The sequence below is a fragment of the Streptomyces sp. NPDC048718 genome (assembly GCF_043198875.1).
Classification (GTDB): Bacteria; Actinomycetota; Actinomycetes; order Streptomycetales; family Streptomycetaceae; genus Streptomyces.
Genome location: NZ_JBICVG010000006.1, coordinates 370,960 through 391,384, shown reverse-complemented (window position 1 = coordinate 391,384; position 20,425 = coordinate 370,960). Strand labels below are relative to the sequence as shown.

Sequence of the window (20,425 nt, the reverse complement as noted above, 5' to 3'; positions counted from 1 at the left end):
CGCTCGGTCGCGGCGGGGCCCGGATTCACCGCGCGGCGCCGTCCGTCGCCTCGACGAGCGAGCGCGGCCGCATGTCGGTCCAGGACTCCTCGACGTACCGCAGGCACGCCGCCCGGTCCGCTTCGCCGAAGACCGATTCCCAGCCGTCGGGGATCGCGGCGAAGGCCGGCCACAGGGAGTGCTGCCCTTCGGAGTTCACGAGGACGTGGAACGTGCCGTCGGCGTCGTCGAGCGGGTGGGACATGGCGGGGATTCCTCTCTGTTGCGCATCGGGTCCGGTGGCGGAGCCGATGCCGGGTTCGGGAAGGCCGGCGCCGGGGCGGGCGCGGGTACGCGCACGGGGCATGGGGCACGGGGGCACGGGCGTGAGCACGGGCCCGCGAACAGACGGCCTCAGCCGCCGAGTCGCTCCAGCAGCTCCCGGACCTCCTCCTCGGTCATGCTGTCGACGCGTTCGGCCAGAAGCCGTTCCACCTCCTCCCCCAGGGCGGTGATCGTGGGCTTGCCGAAGACGTCCTGGAGCCGCAGCTCGACCCCGAAGGCGTGCCGGACCCGGGAGACGAGACGGGTGGCGACCAGGGAGTGGCCGCCGAGGGTGAAGAAGTTGTCGAGCACGCCGACCTTCTCGATGCCGAGGAGGTCGGCCCAGATCCCGGCGAGGCTCTCCTGGACGGGCCCCTCGGGCGCGACGTAGTCCAGTTCGGCGTAGTCCCGCATCCGGTCCGGCTCCGGCAGCGCCCGCCGGTCCACCTTGCCGTTCGGGGTGAGCGGGAAGGCGTCGAGGAGCAGGACGAACGACGGCACCATGTAGCCCGGCAGATAAGCGGCGACATGTCTGCGGGCCGCTTCGGCGGTCAGGCCGGACCCGGCGCCGTCGGGCACCGCGTACGCCACGAGCCGTTTGAGCCCCGAGGCCGTCTCCTGGACGACGGTAAGAGCCTCCTTGACCCCGGGATGGCGGGCGAGCACGGCCTCGATCTCGCCGAGTTCGACACGCATGCCGCGGATCTTGACCTGGTGGTCGAAGCGCCCGACGAACATCAGGGTGCCGTCCGGGCGGCGGTAACCCCGGTCGCCCGTGCGGTACATGCGCGCGCCGGGCACATGCGGGCTCGGCACGAACGCCGTCGCCGTCCTCGCCGGGTCGCCGAGGTAGCCCCGGGCGAGCCCGACCCCGCTGATGTGGAGGTCGCCGACGACGCCCACCGGCACATCCTGGTGGAGCGCGTCGAGCACATGGATCCGGTTGTTGTCGAAGGGCAGGCCCACGCTGACCGCGCCGGCCGTGTCGACGTCGGCGGCCGTACAGGTGTGCGTGGTGGAGTCGATGGACACCTCCGTGGCGCCCCAGGTGTTGTGCAGGGCGCCCGGCAGGACCTCGTGGTGGCGGCGCACCAGCTCGCCCGGGAGCGCCTCGCCGCTCGACACGGTGGTTCGCAGCGCACTCAGCAACTCCCGTACACCAGAGTCGACATGATCGACGATCATCGCCAGCATGCTGGGGACGACCTGGAGATGGACGGTTCGGCTGCGGACGGCGGCGTCGAGGATCTCCCGGGGATCGCGGTGCAGCCCGGGGTCGATCAGGGCGATCCGGCCGCCCGTCGTCAGCGGCCAGAAGAGTTCGAGCGCCGAGTCGTCGAAGCTCAGGGTGGTCTTGTGCAGCACGGTCTCGCCGGGGCGCAGTCCGTGCAGCCGTTGCATGGACGCCATCCGGTTGACCCAGCCGCGGTGGGTGTTGGCCACCCCCTTGGGGCGGCCGGTCGAACCCGAGGTGTAGTAGACGGACACCAGGTCGTCGGGGTGGACGGGGGCTTCTGGAGGAGTCGTGTCGTACGCCGCGATCGTCTCCCGGTCCGTGTCCAGGAAGACGGTGTACGGGACCCGGGGCGCGCGCTCGCGGTGCCGTTCGAGGGTCAGGCACCAGCGGGAGCGGGCGTCCTCGGCGAGGGTGTCGAGCCGGCCCTGCGGCGCCTCGGGGTCGAGGGGAAGGTAGGCGGCGCCCGCCTTGAGGATGCCGAGGAGCCCGGCGATCATCTCGGCCGAGCGGTCCATGCAGATGCCCACGACCCGGTCGGCGCCCGCCCCGGCGGCCCGCAGACGGCGGGCCACCTGGTTCGCCCAGGCGTCGAGCGCGCGGTAGGTCAGATGCTCGTGGCCGTGGACGACGGCCACGGCGTCCGGGCAGGAGGCCGCGCGCTCCTCGATGAGCTCGTGCAGGCAGCGGCCGTCGGGAAAGGGCCGGTCGGTGGCGTTCCAGCCGTCCAGCCGGAGCCGCTCGTCCGGTCCCACCATGCCGTACGCGGCGAGCGCGCGCCGCGGGTCGTCGAGCACGCCGTCCAGGAGGGTGCGGTAGACGGTGAAGAACCGCTGCGCCGTGTCCGCCGTGAACAGGTCGGTGTTGTACTCGAGTTCGCATTCGAGGACGCCGCCGGGCGCCTGGGCCATGAACAAGGTCGCCTCGAACCGCGCGGACCCGTTGGGCACGGGGAAGAAGGCGATGTCCAGGCCCTCCAAAGCGAGCCTGCGGTCGAAGTGGTTCTGGAACGCGAACACCACCTGTGCCAGCGGCTGGTGCCCCGTCCGGCCGCCGCCGGCCAGTGCGTTCACGATGCGGTCGAAGGGCACCTGCTCGTGCTCGACGGCTCGGCGCACGGTCGCCTCGACGCGCGCCGCGTAGGAGGCGAACGTCTCCCGCCCGTCGTAAGTGGAGCGGATCGGGAGGGTGTTGACGAAGAAGCCGATCACGTGTTCCACGTCCGGGTGGCGGCGGTTGGCCACGGGGGTGCCCACCACGAGGTCGGTCTCGCCCGTCCAGCGGTGCATCAGCAGGGTGAAGACGGCCAGCGTGAGGGAGTACGTGGAGACCCCGCACGCGCGCGCCACTTCGGCGATCCGGGCGGTGGCGGTGGCGTCGATCTCGCCGAGGAGGGCGTCGCCGAGCGTGCGGGCGCCGCTGCCGCGCGGGGTGTCGGTGCGCAGCGCGGGCGCGAGCGGCACGCCGCGCAGCTCCTCCTCCCAGAATCGCAGCCCGCTCGCCGGCTCCTCGGCGGCGGTGCGCCGCTCCCACTGGGCGTAGTCGGCGAACCTGACCTTCGGGGGGACGGCGATCGGCGCACCGGTGGCGCCGATCGCCCGCCGGTAGCCGTCGCTCACCTCGCCGAGGAAAAGACTGTGGGACCAGCCGTCGGTGGCGATGTGGTGCAGGGTGAAAAGCAGGGCCCAGGAGTCGTCGCCGATGCGAAAGGCGTGGGCGCGCACCAGGGGGTCGGCGGTGAGGTCGAAGGGGATCCGGATCTCGGCGCGCAGGAAGTCGCGCAGCCACGCGTCGCCGCCCCGCTCACAGTCCGCGCTGATGTCCCGTACGTCCAGGGGGATTTCGAGGTGGTCGCGGACGACGAGCACGGGGTCCTCGCCGTCCAGGACGAACGCCGTGCGCAGCGCGTCGTGGCGGTCGGCGACCGCCTGTACGGCCGTCCGCAGCGCCTCGGTGTCGAGCGGTCCCCGGACGCGGTAGACGAGCGGCTCGTTGTACGCGGGGTCGTCCGGGTCGAGCTGGTGCAGGAACCAGAGGCGTTCTTGGGCATGGGAGAGCCGGACGGGGCGCCCCGGCTCGGCCGGCGGGATGGGCCGGGGTCCGGCCGCCCGCGCCGGCTCGTCGCCGGCTTCGGTGACACGCGCGGCGAGCGCGGTCGCGGTCCGACCCTCGTACAGCCAGGGCAGCGGGACATGCCGGCCGAACTCGACGCGTACCCGCATGATGAGACGCGCGGCGAGCAGGGAGTCGCCGTGCTCGAAGAAGTCGGCGCCGGCGTCCAGTTCCGGCCTGCCGAGGACCTCTCGGAAGAGGGTCGTCATCCGCGCCCGTACGGCGCCGGCGGTCGTGCTGCTCACATCATCTCCTGTCGGTCCTGGAGCTTGTCGATGTGCTCGCTGTGCCAGTGGCCTGCGCCATGCGCCCTGCGCCGGACGTACGCGGACGCCGCCGGCCGGGGTGTCACACCGCCCGGAGGCGCCCGGTCCCCGTCCGCGTGGCCAGGTCGACGTCCGCCACGCAGCGCGCGGGGACGCGATCGAGCGTCAGGGTGCCCTCGATGTGCAGCCGGCCCGTGCCCGCCGCGAAGTCGGCGGTGTCCAGGACGGTGCGGTCCGCGTCGACGGCGATGTCGAGCACGGTGCCGCCCCGGGTGCCGGTGAAGGCCAGCGGCACCGAGCGCAGCCGGGTCAGGCGCGTGTGCAGCTCGGCGGGGCCGAGGCCGGCGTCGAGCACGACCGGGCTCTCCCTCTCGCTCAGCCGGTTCATCAGTTCACTCACGTGGATCCACTCCATCGAAGGCTCGCAGGACTCGGAGGACTCGGAGGACTCGGAGGACGGGTCGGGTACCGGGGCGCTCACTCACCGACTGCCGGTGAGCCGTCTCCCAGCTCGGCGAGCCGCTTGCGGTCGACCTTCCCGTTGCGTGTCAGCGGCAGGGCGTCCATCGGCACCAGCCGTTTGGGCACCATGTACGAGGGCAGCCGGGTGGCGAGTTCCTTCCGGGCGCTCTCCGCGTCGAAGTCCGCCGCGCACTCGACGAAGCCGACGAGCCGGTCCGCGCCCACCGTGCGGACCGGGAGCACGGCGGAGCGCCGTACCCCGGACACCGCGTCCAAAGCAGCCTCGATCTCGGCGGGTTCGATCCGGTAGCCGCTGATCTTCAGCTGGTCGTCCACCCGGCCGAGGAAGACCAGGCGGCCGTCCGGCGCGATCCGGCCGAGGTCGCCCGTGCGGTACATCCGCGCCCCGGGCACCCCGGCGAACGGGTCGGGCAGGAAGGCCCGGGCCGTGTGCGCGGGATCGCCGGCGTAGCCGCGTCCGACACCCGGACCGCCCAGATATATCTCCCCCGTCAGACCGGGCGCCAGCAGCCGCCGGTCCGGCGAGAGGACGTACACCGTGCCGGACCCGGCGGGACGGCCCAGGCACACCCGCTCGTCCCGGTGGACGTCCGCCTCGACCGAGCCGATGGAGCACTCGGTGGCGCCGTAGACACTCAGGGTGCTCACCCCGGAGGCGCGCAGGGCCCGCCACAGCTCCTGGCCGGGTTTCTCCCCGCCGAAGACCACGAGCTTCACCGGCGTGTGGAGCAGGCCGAATTCGACGAGGAGGGACAGCTGGGACGGCGCGCAGTCCACGACGTCGAGTTCGGTGCCGGGGGTCCGGAACAGGAAGCTGCCCGGGTCGCGGCGCTGCGTCTCGTCGAAGAGCACCAGCCGGTGGCCGAGGGCGATCGTGGGCAGGAACTGGTCGATGAACGAGTCGAAGGTGACCGGCGCGGCACCGCCCACCCGCAGCCCCGTGCCGTCGGGGCTCACCCGCCGGTAGACGGGCGCCAGTTGGGTGCGGATGTGCTCGGCCAGGCCTCGGTGGTCGATGAGGACGCCCTTGGGGTTGCCCGTGGAGCCCGAGGTGAAGACCGCGTAGGCCAGTTGTCCGGGCAGCGGGCGCGGGTACGGTACGGGCTCCGCCGGCGCGGGCTCGCCGGACGTGTCTCCGGTCACCGGGAGGACGGGCGGGCCGAGACGCTCGGCGATGCCGGTGTGCGGGGCGTCGGCGACGACCAGGCGCACCCCGGCCAGGGCGAACTTCTCGGCCGTCCGCGGCGCGGGCTCGTCCGGGTCGATCAGGAGGAAGGCGGCACCCGCCGCCCAGATCCCGAGCACGGCCGTCATCAGATCGCCGGTCCGCCCGCACACGACGGCCACGGTGGTCTCGGCGCCCGCGCCGTGCGCGCGCAGCCGGGCCGCGAGGGAGCGGGCCCGCGCGTCCAGGGCGGCGAAGGTCAGCTCGCCGTCCGGGGCCTCGACGGCGACGGCGTCGGGCCACCGGCGGACCACCGACGCGAACATCTCCTGGACGGAGACGAACTCCTCGGCCTCGGTCTCGCCCCCTCGGCACAGGCCGGCCAGCAGGGCGTCGCGGGTGCCCGCGGACATCAGCGCGTCCGATGGCTTCCCGGGATGCGTGCCGAGGGTCGCCGCGAGGGGGACCAGGCCGCTCGCGGCGGCGATCAGATCACCGACCAGCGGCTCCTGTTCGACCGCGAGCCGGGCCAACGCCCGGTCCAGGCAGGCGAGTACGGTCTCGGCCTCGTCCGGGGACAGAGCTTCCGGTGCCGCGCGCAGGGCGAGGCGCAGTGCGGCACCGGCCTCAGCCCCGACGTGCAGCACCACACCATCGGGCCCGGCACTCAAATCGTCATCGGTACCGAAGTCGACGGTGCTGTCGAACAGTTCGTCTCCGTTGTCGCCGACGATCCAGCGCCGGATGTCATCCGGTTCGACGCCACGGTGCGCCGACGCGTCCCGCCGCTGGTCCGCGATTGCGCGCAGCCAGCCGGAGACCGCGCGCCCGCCGTCGATCCGTACCCGCATCGGCACGGCTCCGGCGCCTGCGGCGGCATGGCCGTAGATCACGTCCGCGCGCCCCGACCACAAAGCGAGCACCGCGCTCCAGGCGCCGCCGACCAGGGCGTCCAGGCCGATACCCCAGCGCCGCGCGGCGGCCGTGAGCAGCGCGGTCCGGTCGGCGCCGACGGTCAGCCCGTACGAGGTACGCGGGCCCGGCGCGCCGACGGGCCCGGACGGCGGCCGGGTCGGGAACACCCGCTCCAGGGTGTCGACACCCGCGAAGACACCTCGCCAGTACCGCTCCGCACCGCCGCCGGGGCCGTCCCGACCGTCAACGGCTGACGTCATGGCCGCCCACTCCTTCCCTTTCACGTGTGTCCCAGTCCTTCAGCGCCTCGTGGAGCGCCGTCAGGCCGCGCCGCATCCGCTCGGCGGGTATGCCCGTGGGGAAGCGGATGTGGCCGGGGGACACCGGGGCGTAGTTGGAGGAGGTGGTCAGGACCAGGTGGTGTCGGTCCAGGGCGAAGTCGGCGAAGAGTTCGATGTCGGGGACCTTCAGGTCGAGCCAGAGCTGGGTGCCGCCGGGCGGCAGGGCCTGCGGGGCCCTCAGCCTGTCGGCGTGGGCGAGATACGCGGCCCGGCCCGCCCGGACCCCGTCGACCAACTCGGTGTTGCCGCGCTCGATCGCGGCCACGGCGTCGAGCTGGGCGCGTCCGTTGACGGCCACCGCCTCCCATTCCAGGCGGGGCACGAGCCGGTCGATGGTCTCGGTGGCCGCGACGACCCAGCCGATCCGGTCGCCGGGGCGCCCGTAGTTCTTCGACACCGAGTTGACGATCGTGCAGCCGGGTTCCCGGACGGCCAGGTCCACCGGGGTGGGACAGCGGTCGGGGCGGAAGTCGAAGGAGTCGTACACGGCGTCGTACAGAACATGGACACCCGGCCGCGCGGCGAGTTCGCGCAGCACATCCAGGAAGGCGGGCCGCAGCACCTCGCCGGTCGGGTTGTGCGGCAGGTTCACATAGACGACGACCGGCTCGTCGCACTCGGCGAGCAGCGGTGCGAGGCCGCCCGAAGTACCGCTCAGCGAAAGGGCCTTGGAGCGGATTCCGGCGGCCCGCATGCTGTCGCGGACGCCACAGAAAATGGGGGTGGTGTGCACGGCCTTGCGGTAGCCGCGGGCGGCGAGGTCACGCAGCACCAGGCCGATCGCGTGCATGCCGCCCGCGGTGACCAGGATGTTCGACGCGTCGGCGAGGCGGCTCGCGGAGACCTCGTACTCCCGCTTGACCAGCGCTTCCGTCAGTCGCGGGTGACCCTGCGAGGGAGCGTAGGAGAACGGGGCGCCGGCGTGGGCGGCGTGCGGCGCCCCGGCGACCGGGAGGGCGGCCCGCTCGGGCCCCCCGGACCCCCCAGACCTCTCGGGCCACTCGGGGACGTTCTCGACGAGGATCAGCCAGTCCTCGCCCGGGCGGGACTGGGCGATGTTCAGGCGGCGTTGCAACGCCGACAGTTCCGGAGCCGTCACCTGGATGTCCTTTCCGTCCCCAAGGGCGTGCGCGGGTCGGACGCGGTCGGCTGGCCGGCGGTGGCGGCGATCCCGGCGGTGTCGGCGGTGTCGGCGGTCCCGGAGAGCCATGGCCCCGGACCGGTGCCGTGCCCCCTCCGGGGCGCCATGCGCGCCGTCACCGCTCGTGGTCCTCGTACACGAAGCGGATCTCCCGCTCGGCGGCGTCGAGGATCCGTTCGACCTCGTCGGGCCGCTCGGCCGTGGCGATGATGTAGCCGAGCCGGCCGTAGGCGTCCTCGGCGGGGCGTACGTCGGCGCCCGGCCGTACGGTGACCGTCACGCGGTCCACTCCGGCGAGCTCGGCGGCCCGGTCGGCGCCCTCCACGGCGGCGAGCCGGCCGGCCCGTTCGGCGATCAGGAAGCGGATACCGCCCTGCCGGGTGAACTCCCCAGCCAAGTCGGGTGGTTCACCTGTCGCGGCCCGGACTTGCTGTTCCAGCAGCGCCGTTCCGGTGGCCAGACGGATCACCTCCGGGATCATGCCGCCGGCGAGCCGGGGATTGATCTCGATGATCACGGGGCCGTCCTCGACCAGCCGGACCTCCGTGTGCGTGGGGCCGAAGAGCACACCGGCGGCCGACAGCGCCGCCCGTACGATGCGCGTCAGCTCCTCGGCCACGGGCCCGGGCAGCGGCGCGGGGAAGAGATGCTGGCGCTCGACGAAGTACGGGGTGCCCGTGACCGTCTTGGCGGTGATGCCGACCAGGTGGTGGTGGCCCTCCACGCCGAACATCTCGACGCTGTACTCGGGCCCGTCGGCGAACTCCTCGACCAGGGCCGTGCCGGCCGTCGGCAGTCCGCGGCCGTTGACGGTACGGGAGAGGATCCGGGCGACGTGCGCGCCGACCTGGTCCGGGCCGGTGCAGCGCAGCACGTCGGTGGAGCCGGAGTCGTCGGAGGGCTTCACGACGCACGGCAGACCGATCTTGGCCGCGGCGGTCACCCCGGCCTCGGCGTCGCGCACCACCGCGAACCGGGGCTGGCGCACCCCGGCCCGGGCCAGGGTCTCGCGCAGCCTCGCCTTGTCCCGGCAGGTGCGCATGGCCTCGGCCGGGTTGCCGGGAAGGCCCAGCCAGGTGGAGAGTTCGGCCACCGCGGGCACGTAGAAGTCGCTGGTCGTGGTGACACCGGCGAGGTCCGGCGCCCGGAAGCGCTGCCGCACCGCGGCCCGCAGCGCGGGCAGGGAGGCGGTGTCGCAGACGACCACTTCGGCGCCCGTGTCGTCGAGGCCGGGGTAGCGGGTGGCGTCGTCGGTGAGGAGGACCGGCTCGAAGCCCAGTCCGCGGGCGAGGCGCAGGGCCTGCATGCCCGTGCCGGTCGTGTTGGACTCGACGAAGAGCAGCTTCCGGCGCACCGGTCGGACCTCCCGGAGGGACGCGTAGGCCCAGGAGCGCACCTCGGTACCGTAGACGACCTCGCGCGGCCGCTCGGCGCGCTCCAGCTCCATGAGCCGGTGCCGCTCCCAGTGGGCGGGGCTGTAGACGGTGTCAAAGTAGCGGTCGCCCCGGTCCGGGAAAATGCCCACGACGCGCCGGCCGGGCTCGACGGTGCGGGCCAGGTGGCGCAGCACCTGATACACGGAGCCCGAGGTGTTGCCCGCGAAGATCTGCTGCTCGCGGGCGAGTTCGCGGGTGGCCGCGAAGGCCTCGTGGTCGTTGAGCCAGTGCACCTCGTCCAGGACCGAGAGATCGAGATTGTCCGGCTGGAGGCTGTTGCCGAGGCCGCTCTGCAACCGCTCCGGCCGGTCGGGCTGGCCGAACAGGGCGCTGCCGACGCAGTCCACGCCGACGACGTACAGGTCCGGGCTGAGGCGGCGCAGGGCCCGGGTCGTGCCGCACAGCGATCCACCGCTGCCCACGGAGCCGACGAGGACGTCGACGCTGCCGAGGTCGGCGACGAGTTCGCGGGCGAGCGCCCGGTAGGCCCCGGGGTTGTCCGGGTTGCTGTACTGCCTCGGCCAGTAGGCGCCGGGCAGCTCGGCGCGCAGCCGCTCCAGGCGTTCGAGGCGGGCGCTCTGCCAGCCGTGGCTGGACATCCGCGCGACGACATGGACCTCACAGCCGAGGGCGCGCAGTTTGGCAAGGGTGAGAGGGTCGATCCGCGGGTCGGTGACGATGTGCACCGGGTGTCCGAGGGAGCGGCCGACCAGGGCGATGCCGAGGGCCATCGTGCCCGAGGAGCTCTCGATCACCGGGGCCCCGGGCTTCAGTAAGCCGAGGCGCCTGGCCTCCAGGAGCATGTGCCGGGCCACCCGGTCCTTCATCGCGAAGGGGTTGTACATCTCCAGCTTGGCGCACACCTCGACGCCTTCGGCCGCGTCGAGCCGGAGCCGGACCAGGGGCGTCGCTCCGATGGAGTCGTGCAGGGAGTCAAAGAACATCGCCGTTCCCCTCGTTGGCGTCGCGCGGCGCGGCCGGGCCGGGCGCGTGGTGGTAGAGGGACGAGGGCCCGCCGAGCGTGGCGTACCGGGCTTGCAAGCAGGCGGTCTTGCGGTCGAGTTCGGGGTCGTCGGCGGCGAGGAGGACGCCGAGGACGGTTCCGCTGTGCGCGGCGACGACGCCGAGCGCGCCGGTCTCCGCGCGGGCCGCGAGGAGCGGCGCGAGCGCGGCGCGGGGGCGCCGCCGGGCGTGCAGCACGGCGCTTCGGGTGGCGACGGCACCTGCCTCCCGGAGGTCACCGGCGGCGACGGCGGTGGTCAACCGGTCGAGCAGGAGGGCGTATTCGGCGCGGGCCCGGGCGTCGACCGGGGCGGGTCGGCGGTTGTAGGCGACGGTGTCGACCTGGCCGCCCTCGTCGTAGCCGACGATCACGAGCGGGGGCAGCCGGCCGAGGCGGCTGTGCAGGCGTACCTCGCGGTGCAGGAAGGCGACGATCTCCTCGTACATGACCCCGTCGGAGGGTTCCACCTCGCGTAACAGGGATTCGACGGCGGTGGCCGGCAGGGTGATTCCGAAGGCGTCGGCGACGGCTCGGACCGTGGCGACCAGGTCGGCGGAGGAACTGGCCAGGCCCTTGCCCTCGGGCAGTTCGCCGGCGAGTGTCAGCTCGCCGCCGCCCGGCCGTCCGAGCGCTTCGAGGGCCAGTGCGGCGACCTGTGCCGACTTGCTCTTGCGCGGGGCGTGCACCGTGATGCCGGTGGCGTCGTCCGCGTAGCGGAAGGTCGCGGTGGAGCCCATGGTGATGGGCAGCGTCACCAGGAAGTGCCGCCCGTCCGGGAGGACGCCCTGGAGGAGTTCGCCGAAGGTCCCCGGGGCCGCGCCGCTGCCGACCGCCCAGGCGCCCGGTCGGCCGGCGGTCGCCGCCGGCCGGGCCCTGGGTACAGGGACGCGTACCATCCTCTGATCCACTGTGCTCCCCCGCGTGCGTTCATTTCGTGTCGGCTCCCGCACCGAGTGCGTGGTCCGTGTCGTCCAGCGCCTGCCGTACGACCGCCGCGCGCCGCTCCCAGGCGGCGGCCAGCTCCTTCCCCTCCCGCTTCTGTACGGCCAGCGCGACCCGCACCTCGTCGGGGGCAGCGGATCCGGCGGACCGCATCCGGGGCAGCGCGCGCCGTACGTCGAACGCGTCGGCGAGCAGTCCTGCGGCGTCCTCGACGGTGTGCCCGTGCTCGGCGGCCAGGGCCACGAGGACGTCCGGCGCCGCGTCCTTGGGCGCCCGTCCGGCGCGTACTCCCGCGAGGACGTAGCCGCCGGCGACGACCTGTGCCGTGCGCCAGGGGACGCCGTGGCGTAGGGTCAGCCGGTTGGCCAGGGTGAACCCGCCGAAGTACTCCTGTTCGCAGGCTTCGAGAAGCCGGTCCTCGCGCAGGACGAGGCCCTCCAGGACCACGGTGAGCAGGCGCAGTACGTCCCGGCAGGTGTCGAAGGCGGCGGCGACATGGGTGCCGGCCTCCTTCGAGACCTCCACGAGATTGCTGTACGGCGTATTGCGCTGACCGAGCGTCACATCGACATGGAAGGCGGCCAGATGGGCGGTCTTGCCGCGGATGCGTTCCAGGATCGGGAAGTTCTTCTTCTGCGGCATGGCCGCGGAGATCCCGGAGAGCGCGTCCGGCAGATCGAGAAATCCGTGCTCGCTGCCGGCCCACATCAGCAGGTCGGTACAGAACCGGCTCAAGGTGCCGCCGAGCAGCCCGAGTTCGGCCGTGGCCTCGGCGGCCCACTCCCGGGAGGCGACCGCGTTGAGCGCCAGCGGTTCGGCGCGGTCGAAGCCGAGGAGTCCGGCCAGCCGGTCGCGGTCCCAGGGCAGTTCCTGTCCCGACATGGCTCCGGCGCCGAGCGGACAGGCGTCGATCAGGTCGTACGTCTGGAGCATGCGCCGGGAGCGGCGCAGCAGCCGGTCGCCGAGGGCGGCGAAGTAGTGGCCCGCGCTGATGATCTGGGCAGACTGGAAGTGCGTGTAGCCCGGCATCAGTACGTCGGCGGTCCGGCCGGCGAGCCGCCGGGCCGCGTCCGCGAGACGGTGCATTTCCCCCGCCGTCTCCTGGAGTCGCCGCTTGGCGGACATCAGCTGGGCGCAGGCCTGGAGGTCGTTGCGGCTGCGGTCGGCGTGCCACACGGGGACGGGCTCGGTGAGGCGTTCGGTGACGCTGCGCTCGATCGCCAGGGCGATGTCGGAGAGGCTTTGCGACCGCTTCTCCTCGACGCCCTCGGGTGTCACCCCGTCCAGGAGGCGGCCGAGAGTGTGTGCCTCCCGCTCCCCGATCAGCTCCATGCGCAGGTACTCGGCCACGAGGGCCTTCTCGATCGCGAGGTACCAGGGCAGCAGGTGCTCGGCCTCGTAGCGGAACTGCGGATCGAGGACCAGCTCCCTGACCAGGGCACTCGGGTCCTCGGTGACCCGGCCGCTCAGCCGCTCGCTCATGACGTGGGCTCCGTTTCGGTTGTCGCCCCGGCCGCTGCCCCGGTCTCCGTCTCGCTGCCCGTCCCGCCGTCCGCCCCGCTGTTCGTCCTCCTGTCCGTCCCACTGTCCGCCCCGATCTGCTCCGGGACGCGCTCGACGCTGCGGACGTGGGTGCACAGGAGGATCAGGGGCGCGATCAGCGTGCCCAGGGAGGCGAGGATCAGCGCGGGCAGGGTGCCGACCGCGGTGCCGAGCAGTCCGCCGAGGATGGCGCCGACGGGCATGACGCCCATGACGACCATGCGGTTGGTCGCGTTCATCCGGCCCTGCATCGCGTCCGGCGTGATGGCCGCGCGGCAGCTGCGCTGGTTGATGTTGTAGACGACGATCATCGCCGCGTCGAGCGTGTACATCGCGACCATCAGCACCACCGCCGGGACTGCGGGGACCAGGGTGGCCAGCGGTGTCAGCAGGGAGGCGACGCCGGTCAGGGCGGCCGTGACGACGAGCAGCCGGCCGAGCGGCAGCACCCGGCTCATCGGCGCCGCGATCACCGCGCCGACGAGCGCTCCGGCCCCCGACGCGGCCAGGATGAGGCCCACGCTGAACGGCGGGATGTCGAGGGTACGGGTGACGAAGACGAGTGCGACGGGCTCGGCGATCGCCATGAAGAAGTTGATGACGAGCGTGGTCAGGACCAGGGTCCGCACCGTGGCGTGGCCGGTGACGAACGCGACGCCGTCGGCCATGTCGCGCCATAGGGTCTGCCCCGGCTCCCCGGCCGCCTCCCCCTCCTCGTCGCCCTCACCGTCCGCATCGGCCTCGCCGCCCGCGCCGGCTTTCCGCTCGTCGCGGATCAGTGCTGTGAAGAACGCCGACAGGGCGAAGAGCACGGTATTGATCATCATCGAGACCGGCCCGGCGAGCAGCTGGAAGACGCCGCCGCCGAGCGCGCTGCCGGCGATGCTCGCCGAGGAAGCGCTCAGCTCCAGCTTGCTGTTGCCCTCGATCAGATCGTCCCGCTCGACGAGCGCGGGCAGGATCGACGCGCTGCCCACGTCGGCGACGACGCTGAAAGACCCGACGAGCAGCGCCACGACCAGCAGGGTCGGCACGCTCAGGATGTCGAGCCCCCAGGCCACCGGGATGGCGAGGAGGAGCAGTGCGCGGGCCAGGTCGCAGAACACGATGATGGAGCGCTTCGGTTTCCGGTCGAGCCATACGCCGGCGAAGAGACTGACCCCGAGGTAGGGAACGTAGCCCGCCGCCGAAAGCAGGCCCATCTCGAATAAGGAGGCATCGAGGGAAACGGAGGCGAGCAAGGGGAAGAGAACCGCCACCATATGCGCCGCGAACATGGAGGCCGTCTGCCCGAGCCAGAGATTCCGGAAATCCCGGTGGCGCCACAACCCAGCTGGCATTCGTTTCGCCTTTTCCTCTCCGGAACTACCGGGCACGTACCAGGAATCCCAGCTCAAGGCCGGTCGAGTCGACTTCGGGCGCGGTCGTCATACAGGCGATGACGTCCCCGCCGGCTTCTTCGACGAGCTGCTCCCAGAAGGCCCGCGTCTCCAGACGCTGTTCGGTGATCTGGTGCAGGAAGTAGTAGGGGTTGTAATAGGCGTTGCCCAGTCCGTGCCGGGTGACGGCCGGATCGAGCGGCCGGTGGTCGACCTCGACGATCGCCAGGTGCGCGCCCGGCGCGTGGGCGAGGGCGGTGCGCACGACCTCGACGGTGGCGTCGCGCCCCCGCTGCTCCAGGATCTCCTGGAGGGAGAAGGCGGTGACGAAGCACGGGGCGCCGGCCCGCGCGGGTTCGGCCTTGGCCATGTAGTCCTCGGCGGTCGCGTTCACGAAGGCGACCTGTTCCGCCATGCCGCGCTCGGCCGCCGCGCGGCGGGCGTTGTCGATGCTGCCGGGGGTGGGGTCCACGCCGACGCCCGGGCTGCCGCCCTCGCACAAGTCGAGCAGGAAGGTCCCGTCGCCGCAGCCCAGGTCGACCAGGGCGCCGGGCGGTTCGGGCAGGCACGCGATCATCCGCTTGACCAGCGGGACGGCGTCGTGGCGGCTCATCCCGCAGCTGCCGAGGCCGACCATCGTGCCGTCGCGCGAAGCGAAACGCCCGCGGTCGGCCATCACCTCGGGCAGTTCCCGCAGGGTGGCCCCATAGCCGCCGATGAGGAGTTCGTACCAGGGGCGGAAGGCGAGGAACTCCCGGCCCTTCGCCGTGATGGCGGGCATGCCCTCGGAGTCGGTGACGATGCCCTCGCCCTCCAGGTAGCGCAGCAGGCCGGTGAGTCGCTCGGGGTGGAGACCGAGTTCCTCGGCCAGTTCGCCGGTGGCGGCCGGCGAGGACCGGCTCAGCCGGTCGAGCAGTCCGCTGGTCATCGCGAACTCGACGCACTGGGCGAGAAAGAAACCCCTGATGGGCTGGATCGCGGAGATCAGGCGCTGCTCGAAATCCAATTGCATGGCCTCTTCGCTCTCGTCGTCGCTGTCGGCTGCTGCAACCCGTGTCCTGGCTGGTGCGGTCCGCGCCGACGGAACGGCTACGACGGAGGGCCCCACTCGAATCCCCGGTACCTGGACTGTAACGGGAGTCTCGGCGAGGAATCCAGGCTTGACTTGATCTGCCCGTTTCTGTATTGGCGCGCGATCTCCCCATGCGACAGCGGGAGCCGAGTGGGTCGCGCACACAAATTCGTTTACCGGACAATGAAGAGAAGAAGGATGATGAGATGGCTTTTCAAATCATCGCACCGGAGATTTCGTCGAATTCATATTCGTGCCCCGCGCGGATCCTCGGGGGCGGACCCGCAGGGCCGTTCGAGTGCCACCGGGCCCAGTGTCCGATCCGTACAAGACGGCGAGGCCCTGGGGCTTCTAGCGTGCGGCCATGGACACGAACGACAGCCCCGCGAACCCCGCCCCGGGCACCACCGCGCGCACGGACCGACCCGCTCCGTGCCTTGACGCCATCGGCCTGGTCACCGCCGACATGGCCGCCTCCCTCGCCTTCTACCGGCTGCTCGGCCTGGACGTCCCGCCCGGCGCCGAGGCCGACCCGCATGTGGAAGTCACCCTGCCCGGCGGCGCGCGGGTGCTGTGGGACACCGAGGACACGGTCCGCTCCTACGACCCGGGCTGGACCCGGCCCGCGGGCGGCGACCGGGTCGCGCTCGCCTTCCGCTGCGCCGACCCGGCCCAGGTGGACACGGTCTACGAGACGCTGACGGCGGCCGGGCACCAGGGGCGGCTGAAGCCCTGGGACGCGGTGTGGGGCCAGCGGTACGCGGTGGTGCTCGACCCGGACGGCGCGGCGGTGTCGCTCTACGCGGACCGCTGACCGGTGGTGTAACCCGTCAGGGTCATCCCCGTCAGGGCCCGCATCTCACGGGCCAGATGGGCCTGGTCCACACAGCCCGCGCGGTGCGCCGCCACCGCGTACGGCGTGCCCGCCGCCACCAGGTCGAGCGCGCGGCGCAGCCGCAGGATCCGGGCCAGGGTCTTCGGGCCGTAGCCGAACGCGGCCAGTGAGCGCCGGTGGAGCCGCCGTACGCCGAGACCGGTCTCGGCTGCGGCGGCCCCGACCGTCCCGCCCGCCCGGAGCCGGGCGACCACGGCCCGCAGCAGCGGGTCCGGCGGCGGGGCGGCGGCGGCCCGGCCGAGGACCAGCCGTTCGAGCGCGGCGGCGCGGTCGGCCGCGCCGGTGATGTCGTCTGCGAGCCGGCGGGCCGTCCGGGCGCCCCACAGATCGGCCAGATCCACCCGGCGGTCGCGCAGCGCGCTCGCCTCGGTGCCGAGCACCCCCGGCGCCTCCCCGGGCGCGAAGCGCACGCCCGCGTACGCGGCGGCGGGGTCCTTGACGGCGTACGCCTGGGTATCGGGACCGGCGACGAGCAGCCGCCCGTCGGCCCAGATCAGGTCCATGCACCCGTCGGGCAGTACGGGGCGTATCTCCGGACCAGGAGTGGCGGGGCCCCCGGAAGGATCGGAGGGATCGGAGGGATCGGGGGGAACGGGGGGAACGGGGGGAACGGGGGGAACGGGGGTGACGGCGTCACCGGCCGGGCCGAGGACACGGGTCCAGACGACCGCGCCGTCGAGCAGCGAGGGACGCTCCTCGTACACCTGACCGCCCCCTGCCGTCCGTACCCGAGTCCTCGTCGTGCGCCGGGCGCCCCGTGCCCGCCCGACCGCCGGCATCCGCCCGGCGTCCACGCCCCACGCCCGCGCGCACCACCCGCGCGCACCGCCTCCGCGCGCCGTGTCAGTCCTTGTCGCGCCCCGCGTGCAGCCGCGACCGCACATCGTCCGGCGGCAGGAACTTCGACCACCGCTCCGGGAACTCCGAGGGCATGTCGGGATCGTCCTCGTCCACGTCGTCCTCCTCCGCACGGAGCCGGGCGACCAGATCGGCGGCCTGGGCGGCGCGCACCCGGTCGTTGGCCTCGCGGGCGGCGGCCGTGGCGACGGACGGCCACACCCGGTCGATGGCCGCGTTGACGGCGGCGCCGACGAGGACGGCGAAGGCGGACACGCCGATCCACAGCAGCACGGCGATGGGCGCCGCGAGAGAACCGTAGATGGTGGGGCCCTCGACCTGGCTGGTGAGGTAGATCCGCAGCAGGAAGCTGCCGAGCACCCACATGGCGAGGGCGACGAGAGAGCCGGGGATGTCCTCGATCCACGGCGAGCGCACCGGCACCGACACGTGGTAGAGCGTCGTCAGGAAGACGACGGACAGGAGTATGACGGCCGGCCAGTACAGGACGGAGACGACCTCGGTGCTCCAGGGCACGATCGCGACGACCCGGTCCGGGCCGACCACCGCGAGCGGCAGCACCACCGCCCCGATGAGCAGCGCGACGATATAGAGGAGGAAGGACAGCAGCCGGGTCTTGACGATGCCGCGGTGCCCGTCGAGCCCGTACATGACCGTGATCGTGTCGATGAAGACATTGACCGCGCGGGAGCCGGACCACAGGGCGATGGCGAAGCCGAGGGAGATCAGATCGGGCCGTTTCGCCTCGGTGACGTCCTCGACGAGGGGGCGCGCGATCTCGTTCACGCCCCGCTCGGACAGGACGGTGCGGGCCGCGTGGAGGATGTTCTCCTCGATGCTGGCGACCGTGTTGGTGTTGGTCCACTCGTCGGCGTAGCCGAGGAGGGCGATCAGGCCGAGCAGCAGGGGTGGCAGGGACAGCAGTGTGAAGAAGGCGGCCTCGGCGGCGAGACCGAGGATGCGGTACTCCATGCACGAATTGACCGTGTCTTTCAGAAGCAGCCAGGCCATCTGCCGCTTCGAGACGTTCCGGTAGAGAACGCGGGCGCGATGGAGTCTGCTCCAGGGACGCCGGTCGGCCTCTTCGGCCCGCGCGCCCCGCTCGGGTGTTTCGTTTGCTGCCTGCACCTCATTACCGTATCGGCATGGCTCCGAGGACCCACACCGTGACCAATCAGGCTCCGCCGCTGGTCGGGTACGACCTGTTCGGTACCGACCGGGCACTGACCGAGGCCGTGGAACGACATCTTCCGCCGGAGATGTACGAGGAGGCCCGGGCGGAGCTGTCGGGGCTGGGGCGCTCGGCCGGCTCGGCGCAGGTGCTGGAGTGGGGGACGCTGGCGAACGAGTTCCCGCCGCGGCTCGTGACGCACGACCGCTTCGGCAACCGGATCGACGAGGTGGAGTTCCATCCGGCCTGGCACCGGCTGGTCGGCCACTCGGTCGGCGCGGGGCTCGCGGGCGGGGCGTGGGGCCGCCCGGGTGGTCATGTGCGGCGGGCGGCGGGCTTCCTGCTGGCGTCGCAGACGGAGTCGGGGCACTGCTGTCCGCTGTCGATGACGCACGCGGCGGTGCCGGCGCTGCGGGCCGAGCCCGCGCTCGCGGCGGCGTGGGAGCCGCTGCTGACCTCGCGCGTGTACGAGCGGGAGCTGCGGCCGCCGCTGGAGAAGGCGGGCGTCCTGCTCGGTATGGCCATGACCGAGAAGCAGGGCGGCAGCGACGTCCGGGCGAACACCACCCGCGCCGAGCCGCTGGCGGAGGCTGGGACGTACGCCCTGACCGGGCACAAGTGGTTCTGCTCGGCACCGATGTCGGACGGGTTCCTGGTGCTGGCCCAGGCACCGGAAGGCCTGTCGTGCTTCCTGGTGCCGCGGGTGCTGCCGGACGGGGCGCGCAACGCGTTCGCGCTCCAGCGGCTGAAGGACAAGCTGGGCAACCGGTCGAACGCCTCGGCGGAGGTCGAGTTCGACGGGACGACCTGGGCGCGGCGGATCGGGGCGGAGGGCGAGGGGCTGCACGCGATCATGGGGATGGTGGCGGCGACCCGGCTGGACTGCGTGCTGGGCTCGGCGGCGCAGATGCGGCAGGCGGTCGCGCGGGCCGTGCACCACGCCTCGTACCGGAGCGCCTTCGGCCGGCCGCTCGTCGACCAGCCGCTGATGCGCAACGTGCTCGCCGATCTGGCGCTGGAGTCGGAGGCGGCGACCGTGCTCGGGATGCGGCTCGCGGCGGCGTACGACGTGGCGGAGGGCGCTGTGACGGAGGCCGAGTCCGTGCAGGCGGAGAGCGTCCGCGCCCGGGAGCGGGAGCGGGAACACGAGCGGCAGCTGCTGCGGATCGCGGTGCCGGTGGCGAAGTACTGGGTGACCAAGCGGTGTACGCCGGTGGTGGCCGAGGCCCTGGAGTGCCTGGGCGGGAACGGGTACGTGGAGGAGTCGGGGCTGCCCCGGCTGCTGCGCGAGTCGCCGCTGAACTCGATCTGGGAGGGCGCCGGGAACATTCAGGCGCTGGACGTCCTGCGGGTGCTGCGCCGGGAGCCGGCCGCGCTGAACGCGTTCCTCACCGAGGTGGGCCGGGCGCGCGGGGCGGATCACCGGCTGGACCGGGCGATCCGGGACATGCTCGCCGAGCTGGCGGATCTGGAGGGGATCGAGGCGCGGGCGCGGCGGCTCGTGGAACGGATGGCGCGGGTGCTCCAGGGGGCACTGCTCGTGCGGTGGGCACCGGCGGAGGTGGCGGACGCGTTCTGCGCGTCGCGGCTGGGCGGGGACTGGGGTGCGTCGTTCGGGACGCTGCCGCACACGGTGGCCCTGGGCGCGGTGGTGGAGCGGGCGCGACCGGTGGAGGCGGGGTGAGGGCGCGCTCCGTATCCCGCACTCCGATCTGAACTGAAGTTCGAAGTATCCGCCCTTCGGGTGAGGAGGCCGGGGGGGGCGGGCGGCACCGGCGACCGGCCCCGCGAGGGACCGACTGGAGCAAAAGCCGAGGGTGGTGCCGCGCCGACACGGCACCACCCTCCGCTTCCGCCCACCCTCGCGCACCGGGGGCGGCGTTCGCCAGGGTTGCAGGGGGTTGCAGGATGGCTCCGAGCGTCCGGTACCGGCTGCCACCGGGCGGTACGACGGGCGCCCGCGCCCGCGCGCGTCGGCGTCACACGTACGCCGGCGTTCCCGCGTACGCCGGAGCGTCCGGAGCGCGGGGAGCGAACGTGGGGAGCGAGCGCGCGCCGGTCCGCCGGAGCGTCCGGGAGCACAGGGAGCGCCTTACGGAATGACGGCACGGCACCGCACGCGAGCGCCCGGTGCGGAGCCGGTGCCGAGCCGGTGCCGATCCGGTAC

Annotated in this window: 14 protein-coding genes; 2 read left to right on the top strand and 12 right to left on the bottom strand. The window is 72.8% G+C overall.

Annotated elements, in window-relative coordinates:
- Positions 1–25 precede the first annotated feature (25 nt).
- From ACGFRB_RS14450 to ACGFRB_RS14405, 10 genes are all read right to left on the bottom strand, one after another.
- Entirely contained in the window at positions 26–244 is a 219-nt protein-coding gene (locus ACGFRB_RS14450) for an MbtH family protein (protein ID WP_393243008.1), read from the bottom strand.
- Between the two features lie 149 nt (positions 245–393).
- Positions 394–3,894: an amino acid adenylation domain-containing protein gene (locus ACGFRB_RS14445; protein WP_393243006.1), complete on the bottom strand. Its 3,501-nt coding sequence runs from the start codon at positions 3,892–3,894 to the stop codon at positions 394–396.
- A gap of 103 nt (positions 3,895–3,997) precedes the next feature.
- The gene (locus ACGFRB_RS14440; RefSeq protein ID WP_393243004.1) at positions 3,998–4,396 is read right to left on the bottom strand and encodes a hypothetical protein; all 399 of its coding nucleotides are present in this window, start codon (positions 4,394–4,396) and stop codon (positions 3,998–4,000) included.
- Entirely contained in the window at positions 4,393–6,738 is a 2,346-nt protein-coding gene (locus tag ACGFRB_RS14435; protein WP_393243002.1) for an amino acid adenylation domain-containing protein, read from the bottom strand. Before ACGFRB_RS14435 ends, ACGFRB_RS14440 begins: the two co-directional genes overlap by 4 nt.
- On the bottom strand, positions 6,722–7,918 hold the full coding sequence (locus tag ACGFRB_RS14430; protein ID WP_393243000.1) for a beta-methylarginine biosynthesis bifunctional aminotransferase: 1,197 nt from the start codon (positions 7,916–7,918) through the stop codon (positions 6,722–6,724). The genes ACGFRB_RS14435 and ACGFRB_RS14430 overlap by 17 nt, the downstream gene beginning before the upstream one ends.
- Before the next feature lie 157 nt (positions 7,919–8,075).
- Positions 8,076–10,340: a pyridoxal-phosphate dependent enzyme gene (locus ACGFRB_RS14425; RefSeq protein WP_393242998.1), complete on the bottom strand. Its 2,265-nt coding sequence runs from the start codon at positions 10,338–10,340 to the stop codon at positions 8,076–8,078.
- Positions 10,330–11,295, bottom strand: coding sequence for a kinase (locus tag ACGFRB_RS14420; RefSeq protein ID WP_393242996.1), 966 nt, complete (start codon positions 11,293–11,295; stop codon positions 10,330–10,332). Before ACGFRB_RS14420 ends, ACGFRB_RS14425 begins: the two co-directional genes overlap by 11 nt.
- A 31-nt stretch (positions 11,296–11,326) precedes the next feature.
- Complete coding sequence (locus tag ACGFRB_RS14415) at positions 11,327–12,823, bottom strand: argininosuccinate lyase (protein ID WP_393242994.1); 1,497 nt, start codon at positions 12,821–12,823, stop codon at positions 11,327–11,329.
- Entirely contained in the window at positions 12,820–14,223 is a 1,404-nt protein-coding gene (locus tag ACGFRB_RS14410) for an MFS transporter (protein WP_393242992.1), read from the bottom strand. The genes ACGFRB_RS14415 and ACGFRB_RS14410 overlap by 4 nt, the downstream gene beginning before the upstream one ends.
- A gap of 25 nt (positions 14,224–14,248) precedes the next feature.
- Entirely contained in the window at positions 14,249–15,274 is a 1,026-nt protein-coding gene (locus ACGFRB_RS14405) for a 2-ketoarginine methyltransferase (RefSeq protein ID WP_393242990.1), read from the bottom strand.
- A gap of 424 nt (positions 15,275–15,698) precedes the next feature.
- On the opposite strand from ACGFRB_RS14405, the gene ACGFRB_RS14400 reads away from it, so the two are divergent.
- Positions 15,699–16,148: a VOC family protein gene (locus tag ACGFRB_RS14400; RefSeq protein ID WP_393242988.1), complete on the top strand. Its 450-nt coding sequence runs from the start codon at positions 15,699–15,701 to the stop codon at positions 16,146–16,148.
- Here the strand turns inward: ACGFRB_RS14400 and ACGFRB_RS14395 are convergent.
- Both ACGFRB_RS14395 and ACGFRB_RS14390 read right to left on the bottom strand, forming a co-directional pair.
- Positions 16,133–16,933 carry a helix-turn-helix domain-containing protein gene (locus tag ACGFRB_RS14395; protein WP_393242986.1) on the bottom strand — a complete coding sequence of 267 codons (801 nt, stop codon included), beginning with the start codon at positions 16,931–16,933 and terminating at the stop codon, positions 16,133–16,135. The two genes, ACGFRB_RS14400 and ACGFRB_RS14395, sit on opposite strands and share 16 nt — an antisense overlap.
- 139 nt (positions 16,934–17,072) lie before the next feature.
- On the bottom strand, positions 17,073–18,215 hold the full coding sequence (locus ACGFRB_RS14390) for a YihY/virulence factor BrkB family protein (protein ID WP_393242984.1): 1,143 nt from the start codon (positions 18,213–18,215) through the stop codon (positions 17,073–17,075).
- Between the two features lie 17 nt (positions 18,216–18,232).
- Here ACGFRB_RS14390 and ACGFRB_RS14385 point away from each other — a divergent pair, with 17 nt between their 5' ends.
- On the top strand, positions 18,233–19,942 hold the full coding sequence (locus tag ACGFRB_RS14385) for an acyl-CoA dehydrogenase family protein (protein WP_393242982.1): 1,710 nt from the start codon (positions 18,233–18,235) through the stop codon (positions 19,940–19,942).
- The last annotated feature ends 483 nt before the right edge of the window (positions 19,943–20,425 follow it).